The organism is Amycolatopsis sp. CA-230715 (genome assembly GCF_018736145.1).
Lineage (GTDB): Bacteria > Actinomycetota > Actinomycetes > Mycobacteriales > Pseudonocardiaceae > Amycolatopsis.
On sequence record NZ_CP059997.1, the window covers coordinates 3,981,555 to 3,997,275 of the forward strand.

At 70.5% G+C, this 15,721-nt stretch carries 17 protein-coding genes; 10 read left to right on the forward strand and 7 right to left on the reverse strand.

The window, feature by feature from the left end:
- Positions 1 to 5: 5 nt before the first annotated feature.
- Together HUW46_RS18820 and HUW46_RS18825 are read left to right on the forward strand one after the other, a co-directional pair.
- Positions 6 to 1,220 (forward strand): multidrug effflux MFS transporter, encoded by a 1,215-nt coding sequence (locus tag HUW46_RS18820; RefSeq protein ID WP_215548515.1) that lies wholly within the window; start codon positions 6 to 8, stop codon positions 1,218 to 1,220.
- Positions 1,217 to 2,197, forward strand: a complete 981-nt coding sequence (locus HUW46_RS18825; protein ID WP_215548516.1) for an amidohydrolase family protein — start codon at positions 1,217 to 1,219, stop codon at positions 2,195 to 2,197. The genes HUW46_RS18820 and HUW46_RS18825 overlap by 4 nt, the downstream gene beginning before the upstream one ends.
- A gap of 39 nt (positions 2,198 to 2,236) precedes the next feature.
- Here the strand turns inward: HUW46_RS18825 and HUW46_RS18830 are convergent, their stop codons facing one another.
- Together HUW46_RS18830 and HUW46_RS18835 are read right to left on the reverse strand one after the other, a co-directional pair.
- Positions 2,237 to 2,749 carry a hypothetical protein gene (locus HUW46_RS18830; protein WP_254126310.1) on the reverse strand — a complete coding sequence of 171 codons (513 nt, stop codon included), beginning with the start codon at positions 2,747 to 2,749 and terminating at the stop codon, positions 2,237 to 2,239.
- Between the two features lie 81 nt (positions 2,750 to 2,830).
- A complete protein-coding gene (locus HUW46_RS18835) occupies positions 2,831 to 3,124 on the reverse strand; it encodes a helix-turn-helix domain-containing protein (RefSeq protein WP_215548517.1) in 294 nt (97 codons plus the stop codon).
- A 199-nt stretch (positions 3,125 to 3,323) separates the two neighbouring features.
- Here HUW46_RS18835 and HUW46_RS18840 point away from each other — a divergent pair, with 199 nt between their 5' ends.
- From HUW46_RS18840 to HUW46_RS18875, 8 genes are all read left to right on the forward strand, one after another.
- The gene (locus tag HUW46_RS18840; RefSeq protein ID WP_215548518.1) at positions 3,324 to 4,460 is read left to right on the forward strand and encodes a hypothetical protein; all 1,137 of its coding nucleotides are present in this window, start codon (positions 3,324 to 3,326) and stop codon (positions 4,458 to 4,460) included.
- A gap of 156 nt (positions 4,461 to 4,616) precedes the next feature.
- Positions 4,617 to 5,846, forward strand: coding sequence for a flagellar basal body-associated protein FliL (locus HUW46_RS18845; protein WP_215548519.1), 1,230 nt, complete (start codon positions 4,617 to 4,619; stop codon positions 5,844 to 5,846).
- Positions 5,843 to 6,781 (forward strand): glycosyltransferase, encoded by a 939-nt coding sequence (locus HUW46_RS18850; protein WP_215548520.1) that lies wholly within the window; start codon positions 5,843 to 5,845, stop codon positions 6,779 to 6,781. The genes HUW46_RS18845 and HUW46_RS18850 overlap by 4 nt, the downstream gene beginning before the upstream one ends.
- Positions 6,782 to 6,792: 11 nt before the next feature.
- Complete coding sequence (locus HUW46_RS18855) at positions 6,793 to 7,134, forward strand: hypothetical protein (RefSeq protein WP_215548521.1); 342 nt, start codon at positions 6,793 to 6,795, stop codon at positions 7,132 to 7,134.
- Positions 7,038 to 8,516 carry a glycosyltransferase gene (locus HUW46_RS18860; RefSeq protein WP_215548522.1) on the forward strand — a complete coding sequence of 493 codons (1,479 nt, stop codon included), beginning with the start codon at positions 7,038 to 7,040 and terminating at the stop codon, positions 8,514 to 8,516. The genes HUW46_RS18855 and HUW46_RS18860 overlap by 97 nt, the downstream gene beginning before the upstream one ends.
- 10 nt (positions 8,517 to 8,526) lie before the next feature.
- Positions 8,527 to 9,645, forward strand: a complete 1,119-nt coding sequence (locus tag HUW46_RS18865; RefSeq protein WP_215548523.1) for a class I SAM-dependent methyltransferase — start codon at positions 8,527 to 8,529, stop codon at positions 9,643 to 9,645.
- A gap of 326 nt (positions 9,646 to 9,971) precedes the next feature.
- A complete protein-coding gene (locus HUW46_RS18870) occupies positions 9,972 to 10,253 on the forward strand; it encodes a hypothetical protein (protein WP_215548524.1) in 282 nt (93 codons plus the stop codon).
- Positions 10,250 to 11,011, forward strand: coding sequence for an arginase family protein (locus tag HUW46_RS18875; protein WP_215548525.1), 762 nt, complete (start codon positions 10,250 to 10,252; stop codon positions 11,009 to 11,011). Before HUW46_RS18870 ends, HUW46_RS18875 begins: the two co-directional genes overlap by 4 nt.
- On the opposite strand, the gene HUW46_RS18880 is transcribed toward HUW46_RS18875, so the two are convergent.
- The 5 genes from HUW46_RS18880 to HUW46_RS18900 are packed head-to-tail and all read right to left on the reverse strand — an operon-like array spanning position 10,992 to position 15,689.
- The gene (locus HUW46_RS18880; protein WP_215548526.1) at positions 10,992 to 11,657 is read right to left on the reverse strand and encodes a response regulator; all 666 of its coding nucleotides are present in this window, start codon (positions 11,655 to 11,657) and stop codon (positions 10,992 to 10,994) included. The genes HUW46_RS18875 and HUW46_RS18880 overlap by 20 nt on opposite strands.
- A complete protein-coding gene (locus tag HUW46_RS18885) occupies positions 11,654 to 12,349 on the reverse strand; it encodes a glycerophosphodiester phosphodiesterase (RefSeq protein ID WP_215548527.1) in 696 nt (231 codons plus the stop codon). The genes HUW46_RS18880 and HUW46_RS18885 overlap by 4 nt, the downstream gene beginning before the upstream one ends.
- The gene (locus HUW46_RS18890) at positions 12,346 to 13,638 is read right to left on the reverse strand and encodes a phage holin family protein (protein WP_215548528.1); all 1,293 of its coding nucleotides are present in this window, start codon (positions 13,636 to 13,638) and stop codon (positions 12,346 to 12,348) included. The genes HUW46_RS18885 and HUW46_RS18890 overlap by 4 nt, the downstream gene beginning before the upstream one ends.
- On the reverse strand, positions 13,638 to 14,762 hold the full coding sequence (locus tag HUW46_RS18895; RefSeq protein WP_254126313.1) for a sensor histidine kinase: 1,125 nt from the start codon (positions 14,760 to 14,762) through the stop codon (positions 13,638 to 13,640). The genes HUW46_RS18890 and HUW46_RS18895 overlap by 1 nt, the downstream gene beginning before the upstream one ends.
- 57 nt (positions 14,763 to 14,819) lie before the next feature.
- Entirely contained in the window at positions 14,820 to 15,689 is an 870-nt protein-coding gene (locus HUW46_RS18900) for a hypothetical protein (RefSeq protein ID WP_215548529.1), read from the reverse strand.
- Positions 15,690 to 15,721: the final 32 nt, after the last annotated feature.

Consider the following 15,721-nt stretch of genomic DNA (forward strand, 5'->3'; position numbering starts at 1 on the left):
GTTGGGTGAACACCACGTCACGCGGCACCCTCACCGTTCCGCTCCTGCTCGTGCTCGCCCTGCTGGCCAGCGTCGCCCCGTTCGGGATCGACCTCTACCTGCCCGCGTTCCCGCGCATGGCCGCGGACCTTCGCACCAGCGACACGGCGATCCAGCTGACCCTCACCATGTTCCTGCTCGGGCTCGCCGCCGGGCAGCTCGTCTTCGGGCCGCTGTCGGACAAACTGGGGCGGCGGGGGCCGTTGCTCGCCGGTTCGGCAGCCTTCGTCGCGGCGAGCGTCCTCGCCACCTTTTCGCCCACGATCGGCGTTCTGCTGGTCGCTCGCCTCGTGCAGGGGCTGAGCGCCGCGGCGGGCATGGTCGTCGGCCGCGCGGTCATCGCCGATCTCGAAACCGGCCGCGCCGCCGCGCGCGCCTTCAGCCTGATGATGATCGTCAGCGGCGTCGCCCCGGTGATCGCGCCGCTGATCGGCAGCCTCCTTGTCGATTCGATCCAGTGGCGCGGGGTGCTCGCCGTGCTGGCGGCGCTGGCCGTGGCCATGCTCGCCGGGTCGGCGGCGGTCGTGCGCGAAAGCCTGCCGCGCGAGCGGCGGGGCACGGCCGGTGGCGGCGGATTCCGCCTGCTGCGCGGCCGCGGTTACCTGTCCGCCACGGCCACCTTCGTCTTCGCGTTCGCCGTGCTGATGGCCTACATCTCGGCGTCGCCGTTCCTGTACCAGACCGTCATCGGTGTCGGCCCGGTCGCCTACGGCCTGCTGTTCGCGCTCAACGCGCTCGGCCTGGTGCTGAGCAGCGCGGTGTCGTCGCGGCTGCTGCACCGGCGCGAGCCGCGCCACGTCCTCGCCATCGGCGTCGGCTGGCTCCTCGCCGCGGCACTCGTCCTGCTCGCCATGGCACTGCTGCCGATCGGTGCCACCTGGCTCCCCGTGCCGATCTTCTTCGCGGTTTCGTCACTGGGATTCGTCCTCGGCCCGGCCACCGGGATCGCGCTCGACGCCGTTCCCGGCGCCGCGGGCACCGGATCGGCCGTCCTCGGCGCGGCCCAGTTCGGGCTCGGGGCGCTCATCTCGCCGCTCGTCAGCCTCGGCGACGGCCGTTCCGCGATCCCGATGGCGGTCACGATCGCCGCGCTCGCCGTCGTCGCGGCGCTCGCGCACGCGGCCGCTCCCGCGAAGTCCGCCGACCAGACCGCGCACGCGACCGAAAAGGTAAGCCCATGACGCTCATCGCCATCGAAGAACACTGGATCACGCCGGAGCTGAGCTCCGCACTCGACGCGCTGCCGGAGCACGATCGCGACGAAAGCCTTGCCTTCAACGAAATGGGCGATCACCGGCAGCGCCTGGAAGACCTGGGCGCGGGCCGGATCGCGGCCATGGACGAGCAGGGCATCGACGTCTCGATCCTCGCGCTGACGCCGCCGGGAACCCAAGCGCTGCCACCAGAAGAAGCCGTGCGGCTGAGCCGCGCCGCGAACGACCTCGCCGCGTCGGCCGTGGCCGCCCACCCGTCCCGGTTCCGCTCGCTGTCCACCCTGCCCCTGTCGTCGCCGAAGGACGTCGCGGGCGAACTCGACCGAGCCGCGGGCCTCGGCCACGTCGGCACCATGGTCTACGGGCGAACGGGCGACCGCTTCCTCGACGATCCCGCCTACGACGACTTCTTCGCCGCCGCGGCGGAACTGGGCCAGCCGGTGTTCATCCACCCCCAGCTGCCTTCGCGCGCCCTTCGCGACGCGTCGTACCGCGGCTTCGACCCGATGACCGAGCTCGCGCTCGCGACCTTCGGCTGGGGCTGGCACCTGGACACCGCGACCGCGGCGCTGCGGCTGATCCTGCGCGGCACCTTCGACCGGCACCCGGAACTGCGGGTCGTGCTCGGCCACTGGGGCGAAATGCTGTTGTTCTGGCTCGATCGCGCCAACAGCCTGTCCCGCGTCGCGGGCCTTTCGCGCCCGGTGGCGGACTACGTGCGGTCGAACTTCTTCATCACCACGTCGGGCATGTTCAACCCGGCGCTCCTGCGGCACGCCCTTTCGGTGACGCCGGTGGACCGGTTGATCTTTTCCACCGACTACCCGTTCCAGCACCCGTCCCGGACGGAGATCGAGTCCTTCCTCGGGCAGTTCTCGTCCGACGAGGAGCGCCGGAAGTTCTCCTCGGCGAACGCGATTTCCTTGTACGGCTTGGAAATCTGAGCCGCGGGGACCCACTGGGGTTGGGCCCCCGCGGGCCGATCAGTGGTTGACCTTGAACCAGGGCTGCGCCCAGCCGAGGTAGTGCTGGCCCCACTTGCTCTTGATCTCGGCGATCGTGGTCTGGGTGTAGCTGCCGTTGCCGTGGATGTCGTTGGACAGGAACTTCCCGCCGCCGATCGAGATCATCGTGTGCCCGGCGCCGCCGTTGCTGAAGAACGCCAGCCCGCCCGCGGGCACGCTGGTCGCCCCGGCGTGCTTGTGGGAGGCCGGGATCTGCGTCCAGTGCACGTACGCCGTGGCCGATCCGCTCGCGCTGAACCCGTACGCCCACGCGTTGATCCGGTCGCAGTAGCGGTAGTAGTCGGGGTTGTTCGAGGTGTGCACGTGCGCCTTGGCCCAGGCAACGGCCTGCGCGCAGGTGCGCGAGTCACCAGTGCCCGAGGTCGAGCAGCCCGCGGCGCTGGGCTCGGCGGGCGCGGGAGCCGCCCCGGCCAGCACGATCCCCGCGGTCAGCACGAGCGCCCCCGCGGCGCGCTTGAACGGCATCCTCATCGCTGTCCTCCAACGGTCCGGAGCAGGTCCGCGCGCATCCTGCACCGGCGGCGTACAAACGCCGTACAAACCGGAAAGGTGTCAGGCGGACAGCGTGAGGTGAACCTCGAGTTCCGCGCCCAGCGCACGGGCGAGGCGTTCGAGCACCGGAATGGTCGGCACGGTGCCTCCAGCCTCGAAGCGCGCCACCGCGGACTGCGTCATGCCCGCGGCCTCCGCGAGCCGCGCCTGGGTCCAGCCGCGCGTTTCGCGCATCTCGCGAACGACGCGACCGAGTTCGAAGGCGCGACGGGCCCCGTCATAGGCTTCCTCGGCGCCGGGCTCGCCCATCCGCTCGGCGCGAAGCTGCTGCCATTCCGTAGCGCCCCAGGACATACCAGAGATGCCATAAAGCCAGCTCGGTGCTCAATCGGGCGATGGCGGTGCGAAACTGCACCACGCGGACACCGGTCCTGCGCGAACGGGTCAGAAGTCCACACGAACGTACGAGTTTCACCCGTTCGCGCTACCGTTGTGCCCTGGGGTGCCGATGGTCCCGGTGAAACCCCGCGAGGACACCCACGAGGAGCACCAGATGAGTTGGCAGGAAGAGCTGCGACGTCTGGACGCCGACCTGGCCAGCGGCAAGATCACCCAGCACCAGCACCGCAAGCAGCGGGACGAGCTGCTCGCCGCCGTGTCGGGCGGTTCGGCGGCGTCGCCGGTGGTCTCGCCGCGCCAGCACTCCGGCCAGCCGGTGCCGCCCGCCCCGAGCCAGCCCGTGCCGCCCGCCCACGGCCAGCCGCCGCGCCGGAACCAGTGGCAGGCGACGAACCCGGCGCCGACCCCGCCCGCTCCCCAAGAAGCACCCGCGCCGAAGCCGAGTCACGCGCAATCCCTGCTGTCCACCGACAAACCGACGACCGCGCCGAGCCCCGCCGACGTCCGCAGGACGGAGTCGATGCCGTACCCGCGGCCGCTCGAGGAGCCGACCGTGATCCACCCCGCCGTCCGCCCGCCCGAACCGCCGCGGCCGCCGTCTCAGCCGACCACGCCCGCTTCCCCCGCCGCCACCGCGGCGAACCCGTTCCCGATGGACGACCCGGCACCGAGCAGCCGCGCCCGCGCCAAGCCGACGTGGGCCTTCCTCGCGGTCGGCGTGCTGATCGTGCTCGGGCTGATCATCGGCGGCACGATGTGGCTCAGCTCCTCCTCCGACGAGCAGCAGCCGAGCGCGCCGCCCCCCGCCGTCGGCCAGGACCAGGCCACGGCGTCGCTGGAGGACCGGCTTCCGCCGCTGCCAGGCACAGCCAGCCCGTCGAACTCGACCATGGCGCTCGACAAGGGTCTGGAGCTGAAGCTGTTCGACAAGGCCGCGCTCGACGCGATGAAGGCGAACGGCGCCCGCGAGGTCGTCTACCGGGGTTCCAGCGACCGGACCGAGGGCTACATGGTGCTCGTGGTGCCGACCGCGTCCGCGGAGGGCGCCGCGAACCTGGTCAAGGCGCTGACCGCGCAGTCGTCCTCGGTCGGTTTCCAGAAATCGCGAACCAATGCGGACGCGCTGGCCCGCGAGAACGATTCCGGCCGGGTCATGGCCTCGTGGTACCGCTCCGGCGACAATGTCGTCGGGATCGGCGTGTCCCAGACGCCGCAGGGCGAGCAGGCCGCGCTGGCGGGCAAGTTCGGCGGTGTCGAAAAGGCTTTGACCGGGGTTCTTCCCAAGAACTGAGCACCGGCCCCTGATCATCGGAAACGCTTCGGTGACGATTCGACCCGCGGCAGCGGGCTCCGCTTCTACCGTGCACAATGTGCGGGGTCACCGCAGGAGTGATACGGGGGCGGTTTCGACCCGTCACCCGTTGGTTCGGAATCTAAGGGGCGCTACGTGTCGTGGCAGGAAGAGCTGCGCAAGCTGGATGAGGAGCTCGCCTCCGGCAGGCTTTCCGCGGACGACTACCGGGTTCGCCGGGATCAGGTGCTGTCCTCCGCGGTCGCACATGGTGACACCGCGGCGGGCCAAGGCCCCCAGCAGGGTCCCGTGGCCACCCCGCAGGGCCCGCCCTCGGTGCCGCAGGGCCCGCCGCCGCAGCAGCAGTACGCCCAGCAGCAACAGCAGCCGTACTCCCAGCCCCCGCAACCGCAGCAGCCGAGCGCGGACTCCACCCAGGTGATCCAGCCGATCAGCCCGCCGCACGGCGTGCCGGCGGCCGGTGGGGACAGCAGCGCCGAGCGCACCCAGGCGGTCCCCGCCGCGTGGCGCAGCCAGCCGCCGGCGGGTCAGGGGCAGCAGTTCCCGCCGCAGCAGCAGCCGGGCCAGTTCCAGCAGAACCCGTCCTCCCCCGCGAGCGGTTTCCAGCAGCCCGCGTGGAACACGCCCGACAGCGACCTCAGCCCGCCGTGGGCCGGATCGGACTTCCCGCCGATCGCGGCGCCGGGCAGCTCGGAATGGGTCAAGCAGGGCCCCGAGTCGTTCGAAACCGAGCCCAAGCCCAAGAAGGGCAAGCTGACCGCGATCATCGCGGGCTCGGTGGTCGTCGTGCTCGCGGTGGCGGCGATCCTGTTCTTCACCGTGTTTAACAAGAAGGACGAGCCGACCCCCACCGCGGGCGGGCAGACCTCCGGCCAGCAGGCGCCGCCGAGCCCGACGCAGCGCAAGACCGCGGGCCCGCTGGTCATCCCGGACGGCGAGGGCCCCGGCCCGAAGACCTACACGCCCGACCAGCTCGCCAGCGTGAAGCCGCTGCCGGAACCGGACCTGGTCCAGCTCAAGGCCGCGGGCGTGACGCAGGCGCAGTCGGCGCTGTCGAACGACGGCACCACCACGGAAAGCCTGTGGGCGTTCACCACCTCGTCGCCGCAGGACCTGATGACCAAGTTCGAAGAGGACCTGAAGCGGTTCGGGTTCACCGAGGTCACCGCGGCCGCGCAGCAGACCGGCGTGAAGCTCTACACCTGGCAGCAGGACAGCGGGGACAAGAAGTACGTGTTCCGCGGCCAGTACGTCGCCGACGGCAAGGTGATCAGGGTCGAGACCTACGACGTGAACAGCACGATGGCGCGCCAGAAGTACGACGAGCTGCTCAAGGACCAACTCGCGCACACCCCGGCCAAATGACGGAACCGCTGGCGAAGACCCGGTCCGACGACGACCACACGCCGACGTCGGTCCGGGTCGCGATAGTCCTGTACGAGAACTCGCTGGACGAGCTGTGGCGCTGTCTCCGCGCGGTGCGCAGGACGGTCGAGAACGCGATCGCGGACCAGGCCAACTCGCTCGGCGTGCTGTGCATCGCGATCGGGGACTGCTCGGACCGGGCGCTGCTGGGCGAGAAGGACCTCGACGACCTCCGCGACGGGCTCGACGGCTCGGTTTCGGTGGAGTACCGGTGGTTCGCGAAGAACCTCGGCCACAGCGCCGCGTGCAACGCGCTCGCCGAGGATGCCCGCGAGGACACGCTGCTGTTCCTCAACCCGGACACCTACGTCGCGCCGAACCTGCTGACCACGCTGGTGCGCAGCCTGCGCACCCCGGACGTGGTGGCGGCCGACGCCAGGCAGATCCCGTGCGAGCACCCGAAGCACTACGACCCGGTGGTCGGCGACCAGAGCTGGGCGAGCGGCGCGTGCCTGCTGGTCAGGACGTTCGCCTACCGCCAGGTCGAGGGCTTCGACGCGGCCACGTTCCCGTCGTACGTCAACGACGTCGACCTGAGCTGGCGGCTGCGCCTTCGCGGCGGGCGCGTGGTGCACGAGCCGCGCGCGGTGCTGTTCCACGACAAACGGCTCGACCGCACCGCTGGCGTCCGCCCCACCCGGATCGAGCTGTACGAGGGCCTGCTGGGCAGGCTGCTGCTGGCGACGAAGTACGACCGCGCGGACATCGTCCGTGAGACCATCGACGTGATCCGCGAGCACGGCAGCGAGGAGCAGAAGCGCGCCGTCGCCGATTTCGAGCGGCGGCGCAAGCGCAAGGAGCTGCCGTCGGCGGTGCCGGGCGGGGCCGCAGTCGCCGAGTTCGTCGACGGCGAGTACGGCCGCAGACGATTCTGAGAGAGAAAGCCTTGGGCGAGTACGCATTCAAGTTCACCGAGCAGGGCCCCTACGGCGCGGCGGTGCGCCTGCTGGAGGGCAGCGACCTGCGCGGCAAGGTCGTGCTCGACGTCGGCTGCGGCGCGGCCGCGATGGCCGCCCCGGTGCGGGCGCTCGGCGCGACCTACGTCGGGCTCGACGTGGACGCCGACGCGGTGTTCAAGCTGGTGGAGCTGGGCTTCGAGGGCCACACCGCGGACCTGACCTCGCCGGGATCGTGCGCGACGTGGTGGCGGGCAGGCCGGTCGCCGCGCTGCTGTGCCTCGACGTGCTGGAGCACGTGCCGGACCCGGCGGCGGTGCTGCGCGCGCTGACCGAGGCGCTCGGCTCGCAGCAGGACGTCGAGCTGGTGGTGAGCATCCCGAACGTCGGGCACGTCGATCTCGCCAGGCAACTGCTGTGCGGCAGCTGGAACATGACCGACACCGGCCTGCTCGACCGGACGCACCTGCGCTTCTTCACCGACCGGACGCTGACCGAGCTGATGGGCTCGGCTGGCTGGTACGAGGGCGCGCGCGAGGACTTCCCGCTCGCCGAGTCGGACCAGCATCTGCCGCAGCACCCCGCGTTCGGCACCGAGACGAACCTCGGCGCGCTGATCGACGTGGTGCGCTCGCGCGTCGACGAGTACGGCACGGTGAACCAGTTCGTCCGCCGATACCACCGCGGCGCGCCGAGGCAGGCCGAAACGACGGCCACCGCGCACAAGTTCCTGAGCGTGGTGGTGCGCACGACGGGCACCAGGAAGCAGACGCTGACCGAGGTCCTGTGCTGCCTCGCCGCGCAGACCGACCTGGACTTCGAGATCGTGCTCGTGGTGCACGATCTGTCCAAAAAGGACGATGTGCGGCGGCTCGTCGACGAGTTCGAGAGCAATCTTTCCCAGCGGGTGCGGGTGATCGGCTGCGACGGCGGCGGGCGGGGCCGCCCGGCGAACCTCGGGCTGCGCGAGGCGACCGGCGACTACGTGGTCTTCCTCGACGACGACGACCTGGTGACCGCGAACTGGGTGGAGGCGATCCACCGCGGCGCGCGGGCGCATCCCGGCATGGTGGTGCGCGGCTGGGCCGCCGAGCAGAACCGGCGGTGGGCCTCGCGCGACGAACTCGCCGACCACGCCGCGAGCGGGCCGCTGCTGCCGACGTACACCACGGCGTTCGACCTGGTCGGGCACATCCGGCAGAACCGCACGCCGTTCCACTGCTTCGCGTTCCCGCGCGCGCTGGTGTCGCTCGGGTTCTCCTTCGACGAGACGCTGACGGTGTGCGAGGACTGGCACTTCCTGATCAGGGCCGCCTCCGTGTGCGGTGTGCACGACACCGGGAAGCTGACCAGCATCTACAACCGGTGGTCGAAGAACTCGTCCTCGCATTCGGTGGATTCCGACGAGTGGAACGTGATGCGCTCGTTCATCCACGTCGCGCTCGACGAGCAGCCGTTGCTGCTGCCGCCGGGATCGGTGCGCCAGCTCGACAAGACGCTGGCCGACCGCGAAGAAGACCAGCGCACCATCGGTGCGCTGCAAGCGGAACTAGCCGCGGTGCGCGCGGAGCTGAACGCGCTGGTGCAGGTGTCGAACAACGCGCACGCCGCGATCGGCGAACTGCGGGATTCGGCTTCGTGGAAGGCGAGCGCGCCGTTGCGGGCGGCGGGCCGTACGGGGCGCAAGCTGGTCAACCGGCTGCGCGAGCGGTGAGGACGTGCCGATGAAACGGGGCCTGCGCTCCTTCGCGAGCAGGTACATCTCGTCCAGACAGTCCTATGTGGACCTTCAGGCGGTGCGCGACGAACTGGCCGCGAACTACGCGGAACTGACGGCGCGCCACGACGAACTGACCGCGGAGCGCGACGAGCTGTCGGCGCGCGCGGCGCAGCTGAACACCGCGTACCACGACCTGAAGTTCCACCACGACGATCTCCGCTTCCACCACGACGACTACAAGGCGCGCCTCGACGAGGTCACCGAGGCGAAGCGGGTACTGGAGGACACCTACCAGACCTGGGTCCCGCCGGGGCACTTCTATTCGCCGTACGCGGATCCCGCCGAGGTCGAAAAGCGCTCCGGTGCCATCTTCGACACGCGCTCACTGCCCGCCGGAATCGATCTCCGTGACGACGAGCAGGTCGCGTTGTTCGAAAAGCTGGCGCCGCTGGCGAAGGACCTGCCGTTCCCGGTCACCGAGGGTGGGGAATTCCGGTTCTTCTACGACAATTCCGCCTACTCGTGGTCGGACGCGATCGTGCTGCACGCGATGCTGCGGCACATCCGGCCGTCGAAGGTGATCGAGATCGGCTCCGGCTACTCGTCGGCGATGACGCTGGACACCATCGAGGGCTGGCTGGACCCGGACACCGAGTTCGTGTGCGTGGAGCCGTACGCGGATCTGCTGCGCGAAATGGTCCGGCCCGGGGACGAAAAGCGCGTCTCGATCCTCGAAAAGCCGGTGCAGGACGTGCCGCTGGAGACGTTCGCGGACCTCGGCCCCGGTGACGTGCTCTTCATCGACTCGACGCATGTCGTGAAGGCCGGATCGGACGTGAACTACCTGTTCTTCGAGGTGCTGCCGCGGCTCGAAGACGGCGTGTGGGTGCACATCCACGACATCTTCTTCCCGTTCGAATACCCCGAGGAATGGGTACGCGAGGGCCGCGCGTGGCAGGAGAACTACCTGCTCAGGGCGTTCCTGATGTTCAACGACCGGTTCGAGGTCCGCTGGTACCAGCGGTACATGTGGGCGCGGCACCGGCAGTTGCTGAAGCACGGCATCCCGGACCTCGCGAAGAACCCCGGCGGCAACATCTGGCTCCAGAAGGTGGCGCGCTGACTCACCTGGGTGGGTGAGGTTTGGGCGCGTCGATGCACGAGGTCCCCGCTCGGACGCCTCTCTTTACGGAGCATCGGTGGCGAGAGGAGGCCGTCCCGTGTGGGTTCAGATCGCCATCGTCGCTCTGCTCGCTGTGGTGTTCCTCGTGCGCCTCGCCGTGTCGTTGCGGAGGAACGATCACAGCGGCTGAGCCGGTCCTCGCCTTCCGGGACGTTCGCTACGCCGGCGAGCGCTTCCCCGGTTCCGCCGCGGTCGCGGCGCGCCCCGGGCTCGAAGCGGGTGCCAACTGTCAGCTCTTCGCCTACGCGGTACTGGCGCATTTCGGCTTGGCGGCGCCACCTCTGCGGTCGAGCGAGCTGTGGGCCGACACCGCGCACTCCACCCGCGTGGACTCGCCCGAGCCCCTAGATCTGGTGCTGGTGAACGCCACCGAGGAGCCGTGGGGCGCGCATGTCGGCGTCTGGGCCGGTGACGGTCAGGTCCTGCACCTGTGCGCGGAAATCGGGCGCCCCGCGGTGTGGCACCGGGCCGATTTCGCTGACCGGGAACGGTATTCCACCTTGATCGGCTTCAAACGCGTCACCACCCGCCTAGGCTCGACCAGGTGACGACCATTCTCGTGCCATACCACCAGGACGAACGGCTGCCGGACACGGACATCCCGGTGCCCGCCCCCACCACGACCGTCGATCCCGTGTTGCCCGACGGCGACGTCTGGGCCCGCATGGTGGCCCTGTTCGGCACCGTGGCCGACGCGGTGGCCGCCCCGATCCGGGCGGGCGCGGTCCCCGCGGTCGTCTCGGGCGACTGCCTCGCCGCGCTCGGCACGCTCACCGGTGTGCAGCGCGCGGGCCTCAACCCGTCGTTGGTGTGGTTCGACGCGCACGGCGACGTGCACACCCAGCAATCCTCGACCTCGGGGTACCTCGGCGGCATGGTGGTGCGCCTCGCGCTGGGCGCGCACCGCGATCAGCTTGCGGACCCCTTGGGCCTGCGCCCGCTCGCCGAGCGCCAGGCCGCACTGGTCGACGTCCGCGATCTCGACCCTGCCGAGGTCGAGTTCCTCGCCACCAGCGAACTCCGCCGCCACGACATCGAGGCGCTCGATACCGCCGAGCTGCCCGAGGGCCCGCTCGTCCTGCACATCGACGTCGACGTGATCGACAACGACGAACTGCCCAACACGCGCGTCCCCGCGGCGAACGGCCCTTCCCGGCGCGCCGTCCTCGACGCCGCCCGGCGGGTGGTGGAGACCGGCCGCGTCGTCGCCGTGGACATCGCCTGCCCCTGGCACCCGGCGCGCGACGACACCGAAGCCCGCTCCCGCGCGGACCTCGTTGCCGAGCTCATTTCGCTCGCGGGGTGACCAGGCCGGATTCGTAGGCCAGCACCACGAGCTGCGCGCGGTCCCGCGCGCCGATCTTGGTCATGATCCGGCTGACGTGGGTGCGCGCGGTCGCGGTCGAGATGACGAGGTGCGCGGCGATTTCGTCGTTGGACAGGCCACCGGCGACGAGGCCGAGCACCTCGCGTTCGCGGTCGGTGATCTGCTGGACGGCGGAGGTGTCGATGCGCCGGTTTTCCGGGCGCCCCACGAACTCCGAGATCAGCCTCCGCGTCACCGTCGGTGCGAGCAGTGCTTCGCCGGAGGCGACCACGTGCAGCGCGCGCAGCAGTTCGACGGGTTCGATGTCCTTCAGCAGGAACCCGCTCGCACCGGCCCGCAATGCTTCGTACACGTACTCGTCGACGTCGAAAGTGGTCAGTACCAAGACTTTCACGGTTTCCAGGTCGCGGTTCGCGGTGATCCGCCTCGTCGCTTCGAGCCCGTCCACGCCCGGCATGCGGATGTCCATCACGACGACGTCCGGCTTGTGCTCGGTCGCCAGCGCGACCGCTTCCGCCCCGTCGCTCGCTTCGCCGACCACCTCGAAGCCGTCCTCGGTTTCCAGCAGTACGCGGAATCCGCCGCGCACGAGCGCCTGGTCGTCCGCGAGCACAACCCGGATCACGGGTGCTCCCCCCTCAGTTCGACCGCGTGCCGCGGCCGGTTCGTGATCAGCACGTCCACCCTCGCGTCGTCGAGGAAGCGCCGCAGGCTCGCGTCGTCGTCGACGGTCCACACCATCGCGAACCGGCCCGCGCGGGCGCACTGCGCGAGCACCCCGGCGCGCGCGATGCGCTGGTGCACCGCGACTCCGTCGGCACCGCACGCTTTCAGGCGGCGCGCGGGGAAAAGCTCGGTGAGCCGCACGCGCGCGCGGTGCCACCACGGCGATCCGTCGAGGTCCCGCCCGAGCGACAGTGCCGTCCGCACCTCGGGGAAATCCCTGCTGACGCGGGCGATCGAGACGTCTTCGAGCGAGGTCACCACGAACCGGTCGCCGAGCATTTCCTTCGCCAGCTCGACGATCTCGTGCTCGTCACCGATCTCCTTGAGGTCGAGGTGCGCGATCGCGTGCCCGGCGAGCAGGCCGAACACCTCGCGCAGCAACGGCGGTTCGTAGCCGACGCGCTCGCACAGCCCGGCGTAGGTCAGCTCGCCGAAGTCGTCGTGGTAGACCACGAACCTGCCGTCCGCGGTGCGGCGGATGTCCAGCTCGACGTACTCGGCGCCGGTCTCGACCGAACTCTTGTACGCCTCGGCCGTCGCGGCCGGGTACTCCTCGGAACCGCCGCGGTGCGCGGAAATCGCGGGTCTCACCGCCGCCTCCTCGACCTGGTCAGCTGCGGCGACGACGCCCTGATCCGCCGTTGCAGCACCACGCCGACCACCGCGAGCGCGAGGAACGGCACCCACACCACCAGGTACGCGAGCCAGTAGTGCCCGAAGTCGAAAATAGACCACTGCTCGCTGACCTCCTGACCGTTGAGCCCGAAGAACGCCAGCAGCAGCGCGGGCGGCAGCGCCATCAGCGAACCGGCACCGAACAGCCCGGACATCAGGCGCGCGCTCCGCTCCTGCTGCTCGCCCGCCGCTGCCTCCAATGTGGACAGTCGTGTTTCGATGACGGCCTGCAGGCGTTCGAGCATGCGCGAGGTGTTCGCGAGCCCGTGGTCGAGTCCCACCGCGTCGCGAAGCGAGGACTGGAAGCCCTCCACCACGAACTCGGGGATCAGCACGCTGTCGATGTAGGCCTCCACCCCGAAGCTCAGGTCGAGCTGCATTTCGTTCAGCTCCGAGGACAGCCGCGACACCAGCGTCCGAGCGTCCTCTGTGGACTCCAGCATGGCATCGGAGTTCGTGGTGAGCGAGGCGAACGCGGCACGCCGCACGCGTTGCACCACTTCGAGCGCGGCCACCAGCACGAGCACACCGACGACGTAGGTGTTTTCCAGCTCGTCGCCCCAGGTCTCCACCTCCGCGCCCCAGCCGGCGGCGACCGACACGCCGCGCCCGTGCGCGAGGACGGTCTGGCCGGGGTTGTTCAGCCCGCCGGGGATCCGGATCCCGCTGGCGATCTGGCGGGTGCCGCGGTAGATGACCTGCGCCGCGGCCGGGGAAAGGCGGTCGGGATGGGAGATCTGGTCGGCGTAGAGCTGGTCGAGCAGCGCGCCGCCGGGGAACACCATCTGGTGCACGTCGCGGCCGAACTCCAGCGCGCAGTCGGCGTCGACCTGCGCCGACGCCCAGTCGAGCAGCGGTGTCCCGTCGACGGTCATTTCCCCGCGCCGGAAGCACGTCGCCGCGAGCATGCGCGCGACGAACTCGGTGGTCGCTTCCGGCACCATCTCGACGTCCAGCATGAGCGTGAGATCACCGCGCGGGGTCACCGTGAGGATCGCGCGCACGCTCGTCAGCCCGAGCGGTTCGGCACCCGCGAGATCGCCTACCGGGTAGTCGAACACCACCCGCGGCAACAGCGACTCGGACGCTTCGAGGTGCGCGGTGAACCGGCCGTAGTCGTACAGCGACGACAACGGGCTGGTGTCCGGCAACGAGGCCCTGGTCGTCAGCCCGTACACGAGCACGATCCTGGTACCGGCGTGCACTACTCGCCCCCTTCCACCGGCAGCAGGGCCCTGACCTCGAACCCGTCCACCACGGCCGCGGCCCGCACCTGCCCGCCGAGCGCTTCCGCGCGCTCGCGCATCCCGCGCAGCCCGTTCCCGGTCTTCGGTTCGCGCGCGCCCATCCCGTCATCGTGCACCACGAGCTCCAGCATGCCGTCCGCCCGCGCGAAGCGGACGTCGACCACCTTGGGCTGGTTCGCGTGGCGCACCACGTTGGTCAGCGACTCCTGCAGGATGCGGTACGCGGCGGCGTCCGTCGGCGCGGGCAGGTCGCCCGGCGAACCGTGCACCCGGACACCGAGGCCGGTGGCGCGCGTGTGGTCGAGCAGTTCCGACATCTGCCGCAGGCTCGGCGCCGGTGCGTGCGCTTCGGCGCCGCGGAGCACGGCGAGCGTGGCGCGCAGGTCGACGAGCGCGGCGGCGCTCGCTTCCTTGATCGTCTTCAACGCCTCTTTCGCCTGCTCGGGGCGCCGGTCGGCGACGTGCGCGCCGACCCCGGCCTGCACGTTGATCATGGCGAGGCTGTGCGCGACGACGTCGTGCACCTCGCGCGCGATGCGCAGGCGCTCCTGCTCGGCGAGCCGGTGCTGGTGCTCGGCGGCGCGCTCCCGGGTCGCGCGGATCGCGCTGATCCGGGTCCGCACCGCGGTCGCGATACCGATCACGGCGGCCATCAGCGTGGGGAAGATCGCGGCGGCCGCGTTCAGTTCGAGGCCGCCGCGGACGAACTGCGCGACGAACCCGGCGACCAGCAGTCCACCGCCCGCGAGCCCCGCGACGAGCGGGCCGCGGTTCTTCGTCAGCAGGAACAACGCGATGGCGGCCAGCAGCAGGACCGGACCTCCGGGGTAACCCGGCCAGAAGTACGTCCAGCCGAGCACGCCGGAGACCAAGAACGCGGTGAGCGGGAAGCGGCGGTTGAGCAGGATCGGCAGCCCGGCGCAGACGAGCCAGGCGTACCCGAGCACGTCGAGCGGCCTGCTGACGTGCCACTGCCAGTGCCCGAGCACGGTCGTGATCCCGACGACGAACACCGTCGGGATCACGGTGAGCAGCACGTCGCCCACGGTGGGGATCCGCCTGCCCTCGGAATCGCGGAACACCTGGAAAAACTACTTCACCGGCGTGCTCGACGCGTCCGCTCGCAAGCGACGCTTTGGCTACGTCCTCCGAGGTACGGCGCGCACGAGGGTCACCGCGAGTGCCGCGCCGCCGAGGAGCTGCACCACCGCGAAGATCAAGTGCGGCACCGAAACCTGGGCTCGGGTGCCGATCGTGACGAACAGGTCCCAGAACGCCCACGAGAACATCGCCGCGGCGGCCGTCCAGACGAGCACCGCCGCCGTCCACCCGCGTGCCAGCACCACGGCGACGACGGCGGCCAGCGCGAGTAGACCCCGCACCGCGTTCATCGCGGCCTGAGACAGCGACGCCGCGTCACCGCCCCAGAACCTGGCCCCGAGCGCCCAGGCCACGTGCACGACCCCGGTCCCAATCGCCACGACAGCACCCGCGCTCACGGGGACCCGCACGCCGTCGAGCAGGTGCCCCCAGCGTTCCTTCGCGTACAGCGTGAACGCGGTCAGCAGGGCGATCCCCTGCCAGGCGAACCCGCCGTAGACCACGGCCCACACCCAGCCCCGCAACGGCAGATCCGCGCCGGGCGCGGCGAGATCGGGGACGAAGAACGGGATACCGAGCGCGATCGGCGCGAGGAACCCGGTGCCGACCCAGCTCGGGAAGAGCACCAGCGGCGCCGGGAGCCGCTTGCCCCACGAGTACGTGAAGGCGAACGCCAGCAGGATCGCGACGGCGTCCATCCCCGCGGTGAACGCGTTGCCGACGGTCATCACCGTGGAGTCCAAAAAGGACGCGTCGCGGAGTCCGATGGTGCCGCCGGTGAGCCAGGAAACCTTGAGCACCAGGTAGGGCAGGGCGCCGAACAGCGTCGCGTAGCAGGCGACGATCCGGGCGGTGGCGATCGGCGCGCGGGTCGGCGATTGCGGGCGGAGGAGCGCTTCGGTGGTCATGCCCCTCAGCGTCGTCGCGTTCGGGCCGGGGC

What these genes read in the sequence shown, in the direction of transcription:
- HUW46_RS18900 (WP_215548529.1), bottom strand. Translation starts at nt 15,689, where the DNA reads ATGACCACCGAAGCGCTCCTCCGCCCGCAATCGCCGACCCGCGCGCCG.
- HUW46_RS18865 (WP_215548523.1), top strand. Translation starts at nt 8,527, where the DNA reads ATGAAACGGGGCCTGCGCTCCTTCGCGAGCAGGTACATCTCGTCCAGA.
- HUW46_RS18825 (WP_215548516.1), top strand. Translation starts at nt 1,217, where the DNA reads ATGACGCTCATCGCCATCGAAGAACACTGGATCACGCCGGAGCTGAGC.
- HUW46_RS18830 (WP_254126310.1), bottom strand. Translation starts at nt 2,749, where the DNA reads ATGAGGATGCCGTTCAAGCGCGCCGCGGGGGCGCTCGTGCTGACCGCG.
- HUW46_RS18840 (WP_215548518.1), top strand. Translation starts at nt 3,324, where the DNA reads ATGAGTTGGCAGGAAGAGCTGCGACGTCTGGACGCCGACCTGGCCAGC.
- HUW46_RS18835 (WP_215548517.1), bottom strand. Translation starts at nt 3,124, where the DNA reads ATGTCCTGGGGCGCTACGGAATGGCAGCAGCTTCGCGCCGAGCGGATG.
- HUW46_RS18850 (WP_215548520.1), top strand. Translation starts at nt 5,843, where the DNA reads ATGACGGAACCGCTGGCGAAGACCCGGTCCGACGACGACCACACGCCG.